The organism is Rhodanobacter sp. OK091 (assembly GCF_900142825.1).
Taxonomy (GTDB): domain Bacteria; phylum Pseudomonadota; class Gammaproteobacteria; order Xanthomonadales; family Rhodanobacteraceae; genus Rhodanobacter.
In genome coordinates this window covers 973,048-990,265 of record NZ_FRCH01000001.1, presented here as the reverse complement: position 1 = coordinate 990,265, position 17,218 = coordinate 973,048, and the positions used below count along the sequence as shown (strand labels likewise).

Below are 17,218 nucleotides of genomic sequence, written 5' to 3'. Positions count from 1 at the left end.
GCAGGGCGGCGGCGTTGCGGTTTTGAGAATGCCCAGTTCAGCCGGGCATGCCGCCGCCGAGTCCATTCGCGGCGTTGCCCAGCGATTTGGCCGCGTTGCCTGCCAACGCGGCGGCCTGGCCAGCTGCCTGACCGGCCTGCGCAACGGCGCCCGAGGCAGCTCCGGCGACCGCCTTGCTGGCGTCGGCGATGCCTTGCTGGGCCTGGCCGATCGCGCCCTGGGCCGCATCGCCGGCCTGCTGCGCCGCTTCTTGAGTGGCGGCCTGTGCCTGGTTCAACGCCTGCTGAGTAGGCCCGCTCAAAGCCTGTTGCGCCTGCTGCGCTGCCTGCGTCGTCTGGGCGATCCCTTGCTGCGCCAGATCGCTCGCCTGCCGCTGCATCGCCGCTGCATTCTGTTGAGCCGTCTGGATGGCTGATTGGGCGGCATCGGTCGCCTGCTTCTGCGTGCTGTCGACCAGCTGATTGGCCTGATCGACGGCTTGCTGAGCGGTGTCCCTGGCCTGCTGCTTGGCCTGATTCGCCGCATCAGTAGCTTTCTGGATCGCCTGCTGCGCCGCCTGGTTGGCGGTGTCCTTGGCCTGGTTCAGCGCATCGCGTGCCGTGTTCAATGCCTGTTGTGCGGCATCGTTGGCGGTCTGTTGCGCGCTGTTGATCGCATCGAGTGCCTGATCCATCGCGTGGTTGGCGGTATCGCCTACCTGATTTGCCGCGTCGCCCAGTGCCGAGGTGGTCTGATCGAGCATGTCGCCGGCGCCGTTGAGCGCGTTGGCCGCATTGCCCAGCGAGTTTTGCGCCTGCGCTGCACGCTGGGCCAGCAGGTCGTGCAATGCACGAACGTACGGACACTCGGAACCCGGATAGTCGGCCGGCAGATCCGGAAACTGATCGGGCAGCGCAGCCAATGCCCCGGCCAATCCCGCCAGCGCCTCGTGGCCGAGCGCATTGCCTTGTCCGAGTGCGCCATGCGCGGCATCGAGACCTTGCTGCAGTGCCTGCGTACCGGCATTACGCAAGGCATCCTTGGCCTGGTTGATCGCCTGGTTGGCGCCGTTCAGTGCGCCTTGCACGGTGTTCTCGATCATCGACTGCGCGTTGTTGACGGCATCGTTCGCTTTCTGCAGTGCGGATTGCGCAGCACCCTCGGCCGTGCTCTGCGCGTTGTCCAGCGCATCACTGGCTTTGCTCAGCCCATTCTGCGCGATGTCGTTGGCCATGCCTTGCGCCTTGTCGACGGCGTCGCCGGCGGCATCGAGCGCGTCTTTCGCGGCATCGCCGGTGGCCTTGCTGGCGCCGCTCAAAGCCTGGTTGGCCTGGCCGAGTGCGCCTTGCGCCATGCCTTGGGCGGTACCGATCGCGTTGCCCATGGCCTGGTTGGCCTGGCCTAGCGCACCTTGCGCCGCATTGCCGGCCTGGCCGGCGGCTTCCTGCACGGCGCTCTGTGCCTGCGCCATCGCACCGCTGGCGCAGGCTGTGGCCGTGCTGGCTGCGGTACTCACCGCGTTCTGTGCTTCGCCGATCGCTCCCTGGGCCGCGTCACTCGCCTGCGAAACTGCTTGTTGCGCAGCGCCCTGTGCACTGTCCACGGCGCCGGCGGCCGCATTCGAAGCCTGTTCAACCATGCCGCCCAGATCGGGCGAGGGGAAGTCGTCGCTCATCGCTCAGCTCCGTCCGTGTTTGCCCAGCTCGGCACCCATGCGCGCCAGCCAGGTCTGGATCAGCAACGCCTTGTGTGCTTGCGGCAACTGCCGCATGGCGACGATGTGCTGCAAGGCCGGGTCGTTGTTCACGGTGGCGCTGCCCAGGGTGCAGGCGGCCAGCGCATAGGCAGCTATCGCACGTTGGCTGTTCAGCCCGCGTGCGCGGCAATCCGCGATGACGTTGTCCAGTGCGCCTCGCAGCTGCGCCGACGGCATCTGCGAAGCCTGCGGCAGGTATCGGCGCAGGAAATCATGCAGCGACTGCTGGAGATGCGTCTGGCCGATGCTGGCGAGTTGTTTGCGATCGAATTGCAGCATGGCGAGATTCATCCCGTGGTGGCCAGTTGAAACGACAGGCGCTGTCCCTCAATCGCTCCGTCCGCGGTGAAATACAGCGCGCCCACAGTATCGTCGGCTTCCGTGAACACCCCTTGCAGTGGACCGATGAAGGCCTTGTAGTCGGCCTGGCGTAGCCGCGGTACCGTGATGCGGAAGGCGCGCGGATCGTAGAAGCGGAACAGCATCGGCGCGCCGCCCGGTCCGCTGACGCGCAGGAAGCGGCGCAGGTGATGGCGCACCGTATAGAGATCAATCTCGGCCGCAGTCTGCAGCAGGATGCCGGCGTGCTCGTTCCAGACCTCGCGCAGGATCGCGCGGGTGAACGGCGCCTGCGCCGGCAATTCCACCAGCCACGGTGCGGCCGACTCCAGCATGGGATCTAGCGTCCCGGAAAACAGGCAGCTGCAGGGACAGCCTGACGACTGCAGGCGCTGCGGCAGCTCGGCGAGCATGCAGCCGTCCAGTACGGCGTAGATGTGCTGCTGCTCGTGCTTGAACACGATACGCATGAGTGCAGCGACTTGAGCCTGATCGATCACGTGTCCGCTTCCATCAACCGTGGCCCATCGCGGCGAGTGTCGCCCTGGCGGCTTCGCATTCCGCGCAGAACGGCGCACCGGCGCGTGCGGCCGCCTGCATCGCCGCAGCCTGCAGTTGTTGCAGCGCGGCCAATGCCGAGCCGGCAGCACCGGTGACCGCGTCCTTCGCGTTCTTCGCCTTGTCCGGTTTCTGCGGCTTGTTCGCCGACAACGGGCTGCCGCCGCAATTGATGCGTACCAGGGCGCCGTCGATGGTGACGCCCGCTGGCCCGAGCACGATCGAACTGCCGCCGGCCTTGAGGCTGATCTGCATGCCGGCCTGCAGCACCACGTTCATGCCGGCGTTGATGTGGATGTCCTGGCCCATGTCGTGCATCGCCGAACCGCCGACGGAAATGCCGAGGTCGCTGCCGGTGCTGATGGTCAGGTTGCTGCCCACGGTGAGTCCGTCGTCGGTACCCACCGAACTGGTGCGCGTCTTCTGCACTACGTATTGCTGCTCGCCGTTGACGGTCTCCGAGCGGTTGCCGGCGACGGTGAGCTGGCGGTCGCCGCCGATGCTCTCCACCGAATCGTGCTTGACCCGCGTCTGCAGATCCTTCTCGGCATGGATGAAGATTTCCTCGCTGCCTTTCTTGTCCTCGAAGCGCAGCTCGTTGAAGCCGTCGCCGCCCTTGCTGGACATGGTCTTGATGGTGCTCTTGGTCATCTCGCCGGGCAGCGCGTATGGCGGCGCGCTGTCGCCGTTGTAGACGCAGCCGGTAATCAGCGGGTGGTCGGGATCGCCGTCGAGGAAATCCACGATCACCTCCATGCCGATGCGAGGCAGGAAGAACGTGCCCCAGCCCCGCCCTGCCCACGCCTGCGCCACGCGCACCCAGCATGAGCTCTTATCGTCGCCCTTGCCCAGGCGATCCCAGAAAAACTGCACCTTCACCCGGCCGTGCTTGTCGGTGTAGATCTCCTCGCCGGCCGGGCCGGTGACGATCGCCGTCTGCGGGCCGCGCATGCGTGGCCTGCGGGTGGTGCGCGGCGGCCGGTATGGCAGCGCCAGCGGCATCACGGTGAAATCGTTGCGGTAGTAGCTGGCGTCGCTGTCGTCGTCGAAGTTGTTTTCGCCGCGGTGATGCGAACGCACGGTGCGCCAGGCCGGCTCCAGCATCTCGCTGGGTGCATCGTCGAGCTGGAACGCCACGCCGGGACGGATTTCCAGCAAGGTACTGGCGCCGTCCAGCACTTCGTGGGCGGCTTCCTCGATCTCCATCGCCAGCTTGGCGCGATCGTCGCCGGCATGGCGTTCGAGATAGCCGCCGGGATAGCGAAAGCTCTGGAAGGATTTCTGCGCACCCACCGTCAGCATGGTGTCCACGCCGGCTTCAAGGTTCTGCGTCGGCTTGGTGAAATCGAAATCGCGCATCAGCACGCGCCCGGTTCGCATGCGCTGGCGGCGCGCCAGCGCGAACACCACCGACTCGTCCTGCTCGGCCCAGTTGGCGGCAAAGCGCAGAGCTTTTACGTGGCCCTTGTAGTCTTTCTCCTGGCGATCGGAAATCACCAGCACGTCCTCCGGCTCGTCCGGATCGTGCCTGAAGAAATACTGGATGCCAGCATCCTCCAGCAGCCGTGCGATGAAGTCGAAGCTGCTCTCGCCATATTGCACGCAGTAATCGAGCGCTTCGTAAGTGCCGGACAGATCGGTCTCATGCTTGCCCAGTTGCAGCTCGCCAAGAATCGTGTCGACGATGTCGGGAATGCTCTGGTTCTGGAAGATGCGGCAGTCCTCGACCAGCCTGAGCTGCCAGAACCACGGCACGATCACCGCCTCGTAGGCGGTCAGCTCCTGCGTGTCGCCCACATCCGCACACCACTTCGAGCCGGTGCGCCCGAAGCTGGCGACGATGCCGCTCCAGCATTTGCCGTCGTCGTCATCGTCGCCGTCATTGGCCCACAGCGTGATGCGCTTGCCGACCAGATCGCCGGCGTCGATCGCATTGTCTTCGGACAACATCGACAACCGGAACTCGAACGGCTGCGACAGCGCCTCCTCGCCATCGAAGCGATGCAAGAGCAGCGCGTCTTCGCTCAGCGGCGTCGTGAGATGGAACGGGCGCTTCTTGGTCGAGTACGGCATGGCGGCGCGCGACGGGACAATGCGCCTATCCTGCGGATTCGCCGCCGCCACGACCATTCGCGGGATGGGGTAGGCCGAGTGGCCGACCCACTGCAGCTATGCAATATCGGGCAAGCGAGCCTTCCGCCGGTTATCGACCGGATTCGAAGGGACATCACTTGTCACGCCCATCGGACCTGTGGCTCTGCGCGTGCGGCCCTGATGTGAGGCCGCGGGATAGTGGCCTTCCATGCAAACCTCCTTGACCGGGCACGCCGCTTTGCGGAACGATCCGGTGCCATCCCCCGAAGTGGGGGTCCATGGCGAGCCGGCTTTCGCTGGAAGTACATTCCCGTGATTCGGTCCCGAGCTCCCTTCTCGGTTTCGGCGCAACCACTCTCGGGTAGTCCCATGTATCCAGGTAGGACCTTACATGACCATCGAAACTGAAGACGATGTCGTCGCACTCAAACGCATAGGCAAGATCGTTTCGTTCGTGTTACAGGAAATGCTCGATGCTGCCGAACCCGGCATGACGACGCGCGAGCTGGATTCACTGGGTGAGCGATTGCTTGAAAGACACGGCGCACGATCGGCGCCGAAACTCACCTATGACTTCCCGGGCTCGACCTGCATCAGCATCAACGAGGAGGCCGCACACGGCATCCCGGGCGATCGAGTGATTCGACCTGGCGACGTATTGAACGTCGATGTTTCTGCTGAGTTGGGAGGCTACTTCGCCGATACCGGAGGAACGAAAATCGTACCCCCGACCAATCCACAGAAGACGCGCTTGTGCCATGCCACCCGCACGGCGCTCGAGCAAGCCATGAAGCAGGCCCGTGCCGGCCAGCCCATCAATGGCATCGGTGCCGCAATCCAGCGAACGGCGAAGACATACGGCTTCAAGATCATCGAAAACCTGGGTAGCCACGGGGTTGGCCGTGCACTTCATGAGGCACCCGAACACATTCCCGGGTACTTTGATCCGACGGACAGGCGCATCTTGAGGGATGGCATGGTGATCACCATCGAGCCCTTCCTCTCAACAAGGAGCCGCGTGGTGACCGAGACATCCGACGGATGGACCTTGGTTGGAGCGCATGGCAACTTGTCCGCGCAATACGAGCACACGATGATCATTACGAAGGGCGAACCCATAGTCGTCACTCGGCATTGAGTGATCGTCGATGAAAGCGAACCCTTCCATCAAACATTAGCCAGCATGGTCACGGATCGATGAAGTGCCTTGTCGTTATCGCGCATCCAATCAGCGATAGCCTGTGCCACTCGATGGCTCAGTCAGCTATCGCGGCATTAGTCGCAAGCGGCCATGAGGTGCAAGTCGAAGATCTTTACCGGTCCGGCTTCTCGCCACTCCTCACCGTCGGTGAGCGCGAAAGCTATTACGGACCTCTGTTCGATTCCACTGATGTTCGGGAACAGCTCAGTCGTTTGCTTTCCGCCGAGGCGCTGGTTCTTGTTTTTCCCACTTGGTGGTTTGGCTTCCCCGCCATATTGAAAGGTTGGTTTGACCGGGTGTGGGCTCCTGGTGTCGCTTACGATCACGCAACTGACCTCGGCCCGATCAGGCCAAGGCTCCGCCATCTCAAAAGAGCATTGGCTGTCACTTCTCTTGGGTCGCCCTGGTGGGTTGATCGCCTGGTTCTTTGGCAGCCCGTGAAGCGGGTTCTGAAGGCAGCTCTTTTGGGCACCTGTGCGCCTGCTTGCCGGTTCGAGATGTTGTCGCTCTACCAGGCCGAACGCCTCACGCAACCTCAGGTGCAACAGTTCTGCTCGCGCATTGAACATGCGCTTTCAAAATGGTCGTGATCGTCGGTATTTGCAGCCAACATTCCGGCTTGCGCAAGCCGGCCAATTAGCATCCGGGCGGACGGGCGCCTAGGCTTGGACCACGAGTCCGCGCCCGAGCCCTTGCCCGCCAGGCCCCGTTCACGTCAATGCATACGCGAACCGTCCGTCCTCGCCCACGCTGGCCTTGATTTCCTGCACCGGCTCGCTGCGGCTCATGCGCTCGAGTACTTCGCCGGCGACTTCGGGAAGCAAGCTGCCGCTCAAGATGTTGTCGATGTTGCGGGCGCCGGAGTCGACCTCGGTGCAGCGCGCGGCGATGGTGTCGACCAGATGGTCGTCGTAGCTGAAGCAGGCGCCGTGGTTGGCGGCGATGCGCTTGACGATCTTGTTGAGTTTCAGCCGCACGATTTTCTTCATGTTCACGTCGCGCAGCGGGTAGAACGGGATCACCGTGGTGCGGCCGATGAAGGCGGGCTTGAAGTGATCCTGCAGTTCGGGGCGCAGGATATCGCCGAGTGCCTCGACCGTGGGCACCTCGCCGTCGCCGGCGCAGGCTCGCATGATCAGGTCGGTGCCCGCGTTGGAAGTGAGGATGATGATGGTGTTCTTGAAATCGATCTCGCGGCCTTCGCCGTCTTCCATCACGCCTTTGTCGAACACCTGGAAAAATAGTTCCAGCACGTCCGGATGGGCTTTTTCGATTTCGTCCAGCAGCACGACGGAGTAGGGCCGGCGCCGCACGGCTTCGGTCAGCACGCCGCCTTCGCCGTAGCCGACGTAGCCGGGCGGTGAGCCTTTGAGGCTGGAGACGGTGTGTGCCTCCTGGTACTCGCTCATGTTGATGGTGATCATGTTGCGTTCGCCGCCATACAGGATATCGGCCAGCGCGATCGCGGTCTCGGTCTTGCCCACGCCGGAGGTGCCGACCAGCAGGAACACACCTTTGGGCTTGTTCGGGTCTTCCAGGTTCGCCCGCGAGGTGCGCACGCGCTGGGCGATCGCGTCCAGCGCGTGGCTCTGGCCGATCACCCGTTCCTCCAGCTGCTCGCGCAGCTTGAGCACGTTCTGGATTTCGTCCGCGACCATCTTGCCGAGCGGAATGCCTGTCCACGCAGCGATGATCTGCGCGGCGGTATTCGCATCGACCAGCGCATTGACCATCGGTGCCTGACCTTGCAGCGATTTCAGGTTGGCGCGCAGTGTGTTGAGTTCACTGACCAGGCCGGCGCGCTCGGGTGCGTCGGCGGCGAGCGCTTCCACCTCGTCGAGCTTGGCGTGGATCTGGCCGACCAGTTCGAGCTCCTGTTTCCAGCGCGTTTCCAGAGCTTCCAGCGAGGTTTTCAGCTCGGTGGTTTCGGCGTCGATCTCAGCCAGGCGTTTCGCGTGGTCGCTGCCGCCGGAGGCTTCCTTCGCCAGTTGTTCGCGCTCGGTGGCGAGGATTTCCAGTCGCTTGCGGCTGTCCTCGACCGATGCGGGGATCGAGTTGAGGCCGATGCCGATGCGTGCGCACGCGGTATCGAGCACGCTGACCGCCTTGTCCGGTAGTTGGCGACCGACGATGTAGCGCGCGGAGAGTTTCACCGCTTCGGTCACCGCTTCGTCCAGCACGCGCACCTGGTGGTGCTTCGCCATCGCCTTGGCCACCCCGCGCAACATGCTTACCGCGCGCGCTTCGTCGGGTTCGTCCACTTTCACGACCTGGAAGCGGCGGGTGAGGGCGGCATCCTTCTCGAAGTATTTCTTGTATTCGCCCCAGGTGGTGGCGGCGATGGTGCGCAGCTCGCCGCGCGCCAGCGCCGGCTTGAGCAGGTTGGCCGCGTCGTTCTGGCCGGCCGCGCCACCGGCGCCGATCAAGGTGTGAGCTTCGTCGATGAACATGATGATCGGCTTGGCGCTTGCCTTCACTTCGTCGATCACGCCTTTCAGTCGTGCCTCGAATTCGCCTTTCACGCTGGCACCGGCTTGCAGCATGCCGAGGTCTAGCGAGAGCAGTTCCACGTTCTTCAGTATCGGCGGTACGTCGCCGGCGGCGATGCGCGCGGCGAGGCCTTCGACCACCGCGGTCTTGCCGACGCCGGGCTCGCCGGTGAGGATAGGGCTGTTCTGCCGGCGGCGGGTGAGGATGTCCACCATCTGGCGGATTTCCTCGTCGCGGCCGAGCACGGTGTCGAGTTTGCCTTCGCGCGCGCGCAGGGTGAGATTGCTGCAGAACTTGTCCAGGTTGGGCGTGGCGCTGGGCTTGCCGCTGCCATCGCCAACACCTGTCGCTGCGGCCATCGGACTGCCGTCGCCTTCGCCGAAGCTGCGTGCTTCGCGTGCTTCCACCGAGGACTCGACCAGCGCGTGGAAGTTCTTCTGCAGCGTCTCGACATTGATGTCCGCCAGCGACTTGGCCGGCACCAGCCGACGCAGCTCAGGCACCGCGACCAGCGCCACCAGCAGGTGGCCGCTGCGGATGCGCGTTTCGCCGAATTCGATCGAGGCGTAAGTCCACGCCTGCTCCAGCAGCTCCGGGATATGGCCGGACAGCGCCGGGGTCCGTGTATTGCCGGTCTTGAAACCGACCAGGATCTGGCCGAGCTCCTTTTCCAGCCGCTCGGGAGCGACGTCGAACTGGCGAAGAATGCGGCGGATGTCGCTGTTGTCCACTTCGAGCAGCTTCAGCAGCAGGTGCTCGATCTCCACGTCGTAATGCGTGCGCGATAGGCACAGCCCGGCGGCGCCTTCCATCGCGCCGCGGCAGGTGGTGTTGAGTCGCGCTACGAGTGCGCGCAGATTGATGGCCATGACTGCTCTCCTGAAGTTGTTTCCTTCTCCCCTTCGAGGAGAAAGTGCCCCCCGGCTTAGGTAAAGGCCGGGGCAGATGAGGGGCTGGGCGGAGCGCGTTGGTGAAGTTACGCGCAAGCCCCATCCCCTCACCCCAGCCCTCTCCCCCAGAGGGGAGAGGGGGTTTTTGAATCACGTCAAACCGGTAAATACGAAGCGGCATTCGTCGGCGGGGCGTTCGCTGCGTCGCCCTGCCAGCCAGCTGTTCCAGCCCAGTCGCGCCGGCCGCGTACCACCCATGCGCGCGCGCGGCACGGCCTCGGCCCGCAGCACCAGCTGGATGTCCAGATCGAGCGCCAGTCCGGTGAGAAAGCGCAACAGCTCCACCACCGAGGCCAGCAGTTCACGTTGCGGCAGCAACGCTTCGAAGCCGCGCAGGCGCAGCGGGCCGATGCGTACACGTACCGTGGTCTGCCGGTCCCAGAACCGCGTGCCCAGCACGCAGCCGTCGCCGAAACGCTGATTGCTACGGCCCAGCCGAGTGCGGTCGCGCAAGGGAATGCGTTGCCAGGTACCGTGACTGCCGATCACTTCCACCGGCGCATCGACCACGTCGCCGATCACCTGCGCCAGCGCACCGACACCATGCGGATGCTGCGCGACCAGGCCGCTGTAATAGCCGAGCGCAGCGGCCGGCAGGGTCGGCTTTGCGGCGTGGCGCGAGCGCGGTTCGACCAACGCATGCAGTGCCGGAGTGCCGAGTCCGATCAGGTCGTAGACGTGCCGCAGCACGCTGCCCGCGCCGCGGTCGCCGGCCAGCTCGCCGCCGAGTTCGCAGCGATGCTTGGCCCAGGTACGCCAGAACAGGCTCAGCAGACGATGGTTGAACATGTCCATGAAGTCGCGCGCGGCCGGATCGCGCGCTTTCAGCTGGGTCATCAACCATTCGGTGTAATGCCTCGGCAGCACGCCGGAAGGTCCGGTCAGGCCGAGAAAATTCACGCTCATCGTGAACTGCGGTGCGGCGCTGTCGTCCTGCGTGTCACGTTGCAATGCATGCAGTTCGCAAGGCGGAAAGTTCAGCGACGGCGGTACCGTGAAATGCAGCGCATCGCGCGGCGATGCACCGCCGGCGGGTGCGGGCATGCCGTGCGCGCGATACAGCAGGCGCACGGCCTGGAAGAAACCGTAGCGTTCCGGCTCGGCCAGCAATCCGTCCAGTGGTGCGCGCGGCAGCAGCCCGGGCACGGTAAGCGCGCCGGCCAGCAGCGGCAGCGGCGATGCCGGCAGCGGCGATTTGTCGCCGGGCAAGCTGCCGATGGGCTGGTCCATCGTGGTCATGGCATCAGACCAGCGCCTGCGCGCCGGCACGCGCCCCGAATGTGGCCAGCGGCTCCTCGCGCTGCACGCTGCGTGCGGTGAGCCGGGTGTAGGAGTTGGCCGTGCAGTACAGGCCGAAAAAAAGATCGAGCACGCGCGCCAGCAGATAGGCTCCCGAACCCACGTACTGTTCTTCGTCGAAGGTCAGCTCGATGTCGGTGCCGCGCACGAACGATTGCCGCGGTGCCTTGCCGATGCGGCTCAGCGATGGCTGGCTGCTGACCGTGACGATGCCAGCGATCTGCTTGCGCAGCGTGGCGGAGTCCGCGAAGTTGTACAGACTGAGGATTTCCAGCAGTGCATCGCGGCCGCCTTCGACGATCGACAAATGGTTGAGCGACAGATGCGAGATCAGCCGCCACTGGTTGGCCATGCGCATCGGTGCGCGCCAGGTCGGCGTGGGTTTCTTCAGCAGCCGGGCGCGGGCGATGACACCGCCGTCCTCCACTTGCAAGGTGCTTTCCTCGCCGCCGAACGGCAGCAGCGCGGGCAGATCGCGGTTGGTGCAGGTGAGTGAAATCGATAGCGTCTCGACCGCCGGCACACGCGGATCCATCTGCCGGTCGACCAACGCGATCGCCATTTCGGTGCCGTCGTCGTTGGGGCGCGCCGAAGGCAGCCGTTGCGCGTACCAGTAGCAGCCGCTGTCGTCGCCGCCGAGACCATGGCGGGTCGAGAAGAACGGCAGGAACTCGGTGCCGACGCTGGACTCGCCGCTGCGCATGAGGCGCTGCACGCGATCGATCGAATACACCTCCAGCCCCAGTGGCCGGCGCACGTCCGGGATGACCGGGTACTGGCTCACCTGCTGGGTGACGCGAACCGGCTCGGCCTGCTGGGTGAACAGGTTCACGATCGGCGTGCAATGCAGGCGGAAGGTGTCACGCCCCACCGTCTGTTCCATTCGCGCCGTGCGTTCCGGACGTCCAAACGAGCGCAGTGCGATGCGCAATTCCACGGCCGTGCCGAAGCGCTTCAGGTCGAGGCCGGTGATGTCGATGAAGAGGAACTTCTCCGGCAGCGTGAAGTACTCCTGCAGCAGCCGGTAACCGAGGAAGCTGCGCGGATCGTAGTCGAGCAGGCCCTCGTCGATGCCGAAACCCACCGGCTGGATGCATCCTTCCGGCAGGCGTTGCGGCGGCACCATCGGCGCGCCCTCGGGCGCCACCGCGGTCACCGATTCCACGCTGTTGAGCAGCAGCTCGTGCAGCGCATGCACCAACGGACTTTCACCGTCCAGATAAAAACGCAGCTGGTGCGGATCCAGCGCGGCGAAAGTCGTCTTGCCGACCACTTCCAGCCGGATCCGTATGCTGGCTGCCACGTCGGCGCTGCGCACGGCGAATGCCGAGCGTTCCACCGATTCGAACGCAGCCTCGGTTACGTTCAGCGGCCATACCTGCACCGGATAGGCGGTGCGATAACGTACCGGCATGCCCTGGATCGCCCGTGTCAGCAAGGGAGTGCCGCGCGGCACCGTCTGCATCGCGGTCAGCTCGGCACCCGCCGTCGGCGCCAGTTGTGCGATCGACATCGATGGCACCGGCCGCAGGTAATGCGGGTACAGCACCGACAGCAGCGCTTCGGTGATCTGCGGAAAATCGTCGTCCAGTTTCTTGTGGATGCGCGAGGCGATGAACGCGAAGGATTCGATCAGCCGTTCCACATGCGGGTCTTCGCAGACGTCGCCTTCCAGCGACAGTCGCGAGGCGATCTTGGGGTAGCGCGCAGCGAACTCCTTCGACAGCGAGCGCAGGCTGGTCAGCTCGTTTTCGTAATAAGGCAGCAATTCGTCGAGCATGGCCGGTAACGGTGGGTGCGGCCGATGCCGCGATTTCCAGAGTCTCGACCAGAGCGGCGGCGCGCTCTATTCCCCGAAGGGTGTAGAACCTATGGCGTCCCTCAGGGCGAGATGCCTTGCGCTCCCAGGGCCAGATCGAAACGCATGCCGGTCGGCGGCCGGGCGAGGGCGAAGGCGCTGTCCCAGTTGGCCTGCTGCACCGAATTCAGGCTGTGATTCGTTTGTTGGTCGTAGAGTCCGTCGCCGCGGACCGAACTCTCCATCGCATCGATGCGACGCGACGCTTCGGTCTGCAGTGCGCTCGCGAAATTCCTCACGGCGTTTTCCGTGGCCATCACGCTGGGTGGGCTGAGCAGGTCGTTGAACAGGTCGCTCATCGTCAACGCCACGATGTCATAGTGGCCTTGCTCGTGTGCCAGCAACGCCGGTGTCTGCGCACTTGCCACCGACCACATCCGGTGACGGTTCAACGTCACGCTGATCTGCAGGTTGCTCACCACGAAACCTAGGTCGTTGCTTGCGTTTGGCACGCGCATGCCGATCGCCGCAAAAGCTTGCGTGATGCCGAAATTGATGCTGAATGAGGCGGAGGTGAAAGCGGCCTGATTGGCCGGCCGATTCGGGGGAGCTTGCCCGATGAAATCTGACCAGTTCAGTCGCAGGTTCAGGCCGGTGATGTTGTTGGGCATGGATGTATTCCCTGTTTATAAAGTGGATGGGAAACCAGGTCAGTTTTCGACGCAGCTTTCGTCGTCCGGAATGACGCAATCGGGCGCGGCGGCACTGCTGCCGAGTCCGCGCGTGCGCACTTTCGGATTGAGCGCGCCGAGCGTGAGCCCCTTGGGCAGCAGCAACCACATGCGGCCGTTGGCGTTCATCGAAGCGGCCATGCTGCCGGCATCGTCACCGAAGCCCCAGAAGAAATCGCCGCGCACGCTGCCGCGGATCGCGCCGCCGGTGTCTTGCGCGAACATCAGCCGATCGATGCTGCCGGCGCCGCCGGGTGCAGCGGTGGTGACGAATACCGGCGCGCCCAGCGGCGTGGTGCGCGGATCGACGGCCAGCGAACGACCGGCCGTGAGCGGCACACCGAGAGCGCCTAGCGGACCTTGTGGGCCATCCGGAATCACCCGGAAGAAGACGTAGCTCGGATCGCCGATACCGCTGAGTGCGCCGCCCGAGGTGCTGCCGCTGCTGGCAGTGATGTTCTTGGCCACGCCCTTGCGGTGCGGATCTACAGCCATTCGGGCGGCATCGCTGCCGCTGACATGGGTTTGCGCATTGCTGCTGAAGGAGCCGGCGGCCGTGGGCGGCGGCGCCTTGCCGAGTAGCTGCGCGATCATGGCCTGCACCTGCGGATCGTGAGCCTTCGGCGCAGCCGCTGACGCGGCCGCCGGCATGGGTTGGACCGCGGCGGCGGATGCGCTGCCGGTCGCTGCTGCATTGCCGTGCCGCAGCTGCGCGATGATCGCCTGTACGTCGCTGTTGTGTGGTGTCGTGCTGGTGTGGCTGGCCGGTGTTGCGGCGCGCGGCGATGCTGCCGGCGCCGGATCGGCTGCAGGACCGCTGCCACTGCCATGCCGCAGCTGAGCGATGATCGAGGCGACATCGTCGGTCGGCGCGTTGGCCGCCTCGCCTGCGGCACTGGCCGAGCCCAGGCGCAGGCCACGCGTCTTGATCGCACTGCTGGCCAAGGCGGTGTCGCTGGACGAAGCGTTCGGCAGGAATGGCTGGCCGTTCTGCTCGGCATAGGCCACGCGAACCAGTCGGCCATCCTCCAGCTTGATCTTGCCCGAGCCTTGCACCTGCATCGAATACAGCACATAGGCGTCCTGCACCCATGCCAGAACCGGTGCGTCGATGCCTTGCGACTCGATCTGCTGGCGGTTGAAATAGGGCACGATCCGGCCGCCGTCCAGCCGCACGCGATAACGCTTGTCGGCCAGGTCGGGCAGGTCGTTGTCCAGCGCCAGCTCGTATTCGCGCGCGTCGGCGGTGCCGGGTGCGGCGGCCAGCAAACGGTTGTCTTCGATGCGGAACCATTGCCGGCTCGCGCCGCTCAGCGAGCGCGCATCGAGCTGGTAGAGATCGCGCGGAGCTCCATACACCGGGAAACGGAACTGCGCATTGCGCGTGCTGCGTCCTTCCAGCTGCGGTTCGTAATAGCCGGTGATACGACCATCTGCCGTCGCATCGGGGTTCATCACCTGGTAGACCTGGAAGTGCGCTTCGAAGAAACGGCGCGCGCCATCGTCGCTGCCGGAGTCGGCGCCGGTGAGGTCGCCGCACGATGCGCTCCATGCATTCTTGCGCGACAGCACCTTGCAGCTGCGGCTGAACACGTCGAGGCTCTCGCGCAGCGCATCCGTATTCCAGCCGGGCAAGGTGCTGAACGGTACCGGCTGGAAGCGCGCATATTTCGTCACGAACGGCTGGCCCAGCGCATCGCCATCGATCACGACCGGCACACCGGCATTCGACGACGCCGGCATCGTCTGCGCGACCAGCGAACCGGCCAGGCTCAGCAGCAGGCCGAGTGCGGCAAGGGCAGGCGAGGGGAACGGCGATGTCTGACGTGACGTCATGGCGGGCTCCCATGCGTGAGGATGCCGGGCATGATTCGCCAGTGTGCCTCTCGCCGCCATACCACGGATGCGCTATGGCGGTGGAGAGGGAAGGGGCGGTGTGGTGCGCGACCAGCGGTTTTTCAGGGGCTGGGCGAATCCGCCGAGCTGGCGTTGAGCCGTTTCACCAGCGCGCGATGGCTGCTCTCGATTTTCTGCAGGCGCGCCTGCATCGCCGCATCGCTCACCCATTGCGCGCTGAGTGCGCGGCGGCGATCCAGCGTGTAGTCGATGTCGGCGAACGGTACCAGGGCGGCGTTGCTGGCCGGGGCAAAACCGCTGATATCGTGGATCAGTTTGAGGTTGGCGAGTTCCGACGCGGCGTTGCGTCCGCTCTTGGCGTAGTGCGTGATGAAGTCGGTGATCGCCGCGCGCAGCTGCGGCGACAAGTCGTCGCGCACGATGATCACCGCGTGCGGAATCAGACTCGATTTCCACAGCACGCGCAGGCGCGCGTACTGCTCGGGAAAATGTTGGGCGAAGCGTTCGAGGTCGGCGGTGTTGTTGCTGGCCACGTCGACTTCGTTGTTGGCGACAGCCAGTGCATTGTTCTGGTGGTTGCCCACCACGACGGTGGCGAAGAATGTATCCGAATCGAGCTTGTGGCTGGCAAAGAGCTGCGTCTCGGGCACCAGGTAACCGGACATCGACAGTGATTCGCCGCGCGCGTAACGCCAGTGGTTCGGCTTGCTGTAAATATCGGCGATCGTGTGGATGGGCGAGTTCTTCGGCACCAGCAGCACCGAGTAGTAACCGCGCGAACCGTCGCCGCGGGTGAGCTGGGCAACCACCTGCATGCGATGCTCGCCCACCGCCTGCAGCGCCAACCGTCCGGAGACGAAGGCGATGTCCACGCGTTCCTCCGCGATCGCCTCGGCCAGCCCCTCGTAAGTGCTCACGGAGATACTGCGGACCGGCCGCTGCAGCGAGCGGCTCATGTCGTCCAGGGTCGGCCGCCATGCGTCCAGCGATTCGGAAGCACCGCCGATCGGCAGTATCCCGAATGTCAGCGGCACCTGCGACAGGTCGGTGGCGGGCTGGGCGGCCAGCAGCGCCGGCGCGGCCAGCACGAACAACAGCACGACTGCGGCGCGGCGAAGCGCGTTCCGCCATGGCTGGTCTGTCCTGCGGGAGCTGCATGTCCGACGCACGTTGCCCAACCCCTCCCCCATGGCCTGCGTGGCGCGCATCCTGCGCGCAAGGTCATTCGTACGGTACGCAAGTCTACCGCCGGTCATCGTGCGATGTGTTACATCCAAACGATTGGCGACGGCCCCCGAGGCATGTCCTGAGACATGGGTCACGGCCGGCCAACCTGAACCTTTGAACAGGCTCTCAGAGCCCGCTGATGCGCCGCGAGGCGACCACCGCCTCGACCCGGTTGCGCACGTTGAGCGCGCGAAAGATCGCCGCCAGGTGAATCTTCACGGTGCCCTCGCTGATACCCAGGTCGCGGGCGATCACCTTGTTGGGTTTGCCTTGCGAGAGCGATCGCAGCACGTCGATCTGCCGCTCGGTCAGCAGCTTGCGCAGGCGTTCCTCGAGGCTGGCGGCCGGTTCCGCATGAATGGCCGCGGCCGGTGCACCGCCGTCCAGCAACAGCATCGGCGGCACGTACACGCCGCCGGACAGCACCAGTCGCACGGCGGACAGCATCACGTCGGGCGAATAAGCCTTGGGGATGAAACCCTGCACGCCCAGCATGAGCAGCGCCCTCATCAGGGCCGGGTCTTCCGAGCCGGAAATCACGATGACCGGCACCCCGGGCAGGCTGTTGATCGTTTCGATCAGGTGCTCGTAGCCCTGGCTGCCCGGCATGGTCAGGTCGATCAGCGCCAGCGTGGGCGAAGGTCCGTGCTGGATCGCACAGCGCAGTTCGTCCACGTCCATGGCCACCGTGAACTCGATGGTCGGGTCGAGTTCGGCGAGCTTGAGTTTGATGCCCTCGACGATCAGCCGATGGTCATCCGCGATCAATATCCGCATATCCGTTTCCCCGTGGCATCGCGGCATCCCGCCGGCGCCTGTCTACCCCCTCGGCAACATAGCCGCAGTAGGCACCGGCAGCAACTCGTCCGTGCCAGCCCGAACGGCCTAGGCTCTCCGTGATATGGCCGTTGCGGCGATGCGTCGTGAGAATCGCTGATG

Annotated in this window: 13 protein-coding genes; 2 read left to right on the top strand and 11 right to left on the bottom strand. The window is 64.8% G+C overall.

Annotation, left to right across the window (positions count from 1 at the left end; genetic code table 11):
- Window positions 1-37: 37 nt before the first annotated feature.
- The 4 genes from BUA26_RS04740 to tssI are packed head-to-tail and all read right to left on the bottom strand — an operon-like array spanning window position 38 to window position 4,705.
- On the bottom strand, window positions 38-1,654 hold the full coding sequence (locus BUA26_RS04740) for a hypothetical protein (protein ID WP_143154176.1): 1,617 nt from the start codon (window positions 1,652-1,654) through the stop codon (window positions 38-40).
- 3 nt (window positions 1,655-1,657) lie between these two features.
- On the bottom strand, window positions 1,658-2,014 hold the full coding sequence (locus tag BUA26_RS04735) for a hypothetical protein (RefSeq protein WP_143154175.1): 357 nt from the start codon (window positions 2,012-2,014) through the stop codon (window positions 1,658-1,660).
- A gap of 8 nt (window positions 2,015-2,022) precedes the next feature.
- Window positions 2,023-2,574, bottom strand: coding sequence for a DUF4123 domain-containing protein (locus BUA26_RS04730; RefSeq protein WP_143154174.1), 552 nt, complete (start codon window positions 2,572-2,574; stop codon window positions 2,023-2,025).
- 13 nt (window positions 2,575-2,587) lie between these two features.
- Window positions 2,588-4,705, bottom strand: coding sequence for a type VI secretion system Vgr family protein (tssI, locus tag BUA26_RS04725; RefSeq protein ID WP_072760044.1), 2,118 nt, complete (start codon window positions 4,703-4,705; stop codon window positions 2,588-2,590).
- A 412-nt stretch (window positions 4,706-5,117) separates the two neighbouring features.
- On the opposite strand from tssI, the gene map reads away from it, so the two are divergent.
- Both map and BUA26_RS04715 read left to right on the top strand, forming a co-directional pair.
- Window positions 5,118-5,864 carry a type I methionyl aminopeptidase gene (gene map, locus BUA26_RS04720; protein ID WP_072758319.1) on the top strand — a complete coding sequence of 249 codons (747 nt, stop codon included), beginning with the start codon at window positions 5,118-5,120 and terminating at the stop codon, window positions 5,862-5,864.
- 59 nt (window positions 5,865-5,923) lie between these two features.
- Window positions 5,924-6,517, top strand: a complete 594-nt coding sequence (locus BUA26_RS04715; RefSeq protein WP_072758317.1) for an NAD(P)H-dependent oxidoreductase — start codon at window positions 5,924-5,926, stop codon at window positions 6,515-6,517.
- Between the two features lie 120 nt (window positions 6,518-6,637).
- On the opposite strand, the gene tssH is transcribed toward BUA26_RS04715, so the two are convergent.
- The 7 genes from tssH to BUA26_RS04675 all read right to left on the bottom strand — a co-directional run bounded on the left by tssH (window position 6,638) and on the right by BUA26_RS04675 (window position 17,056).
- Complete coding sequence (tssH, locus tag BUA26_RS04710) at window positions 6,638-9,286, bottom strand: type VI secretion system ATPase TssH (protein ID WP_218587775.1); 2,649 nt, start codon at window positions 9,284-9,286, stop codon at window positions 6,638-6,640.
- A 171-nt stretch (window positions 9,287-9,457) separates the two neighbouring features.
- Window positions 9,458-10,606: a type VI secretion system baseplate subunit TssG gene (gene tssG / locus BUA26_RS04705; protein WP_072758315.1), complete on the bottom strand. Its 1,149-nt coding sequence runs from the start codon at window positions 10,604-10,606 to the stop codon at window positions 9,458-9,460.
- 4 nt (window positions 10,607-10,610) lie between these two features.
- Complete coding sequence (tssF, locus tag BUA26_RS04700; protein ID WP_072758313.1) at window positions 10,611-12,446, bottom strand: type VI secretion system baseplate subunit TssF; 1,836 nt, start codon at window positions 12,444-12,446, stop codon at window positions 10,611-10,613.
- Between the two features lie 101 nt (window positions 12,447-12,547).
- Window positions 12,548-13,135 (bottom strand): hypothetical protein, encoded by a 588-nt coding sequence (locus BUA26_RS04695; protein WP_072758310.1) that lies wholly within the window; start codon window positions 13,133-13,135, stop codon window positions 12,548-12,550.
- 39 nt (window positions 13,136-13,174) lie between these two features.
- Complete coding sequence (locus tag BUA26_RS20520) at window positions 13,175-15,031, bottom strand: MltA domain-containing protein (RefSeq protein ID WP_218587774.1); 1,857 nt, start codon at window positions 15,029-15,031, stop codon at window positions 13,175-13,177.
- Between the two features lie 122 nt (window positions 15,032-15,153).
- Window positions 15,154-16,152 carry a phosphate/phosphite/phosphonate ABC transporter substrate-binding protein gene (gene phnD / locus BUA26_RS04680; protein ID WP_255368162.1) on the bottom strand — a complete coding sequence of 333 codons (999 nt, stop codon included), beginning with the start codon at window positions 16,150-16,152 and terminating at the stop codon, window positions 15,154-15,156.
- Window positions 16,153-16,405: 253 nt separating this feature from the next.
- Entirely contained in the window at window positions 16,406-17,056 is a 651-nt protein-coding gene (locus BUA26_RS04675) for a LuxR C-terminal-related transcriptional regulator (RefSeq protein WP_072758308.1), read from the bottom strand.
- Window positions 17,057-17,218: the final 162 nt, after the last annotated feature.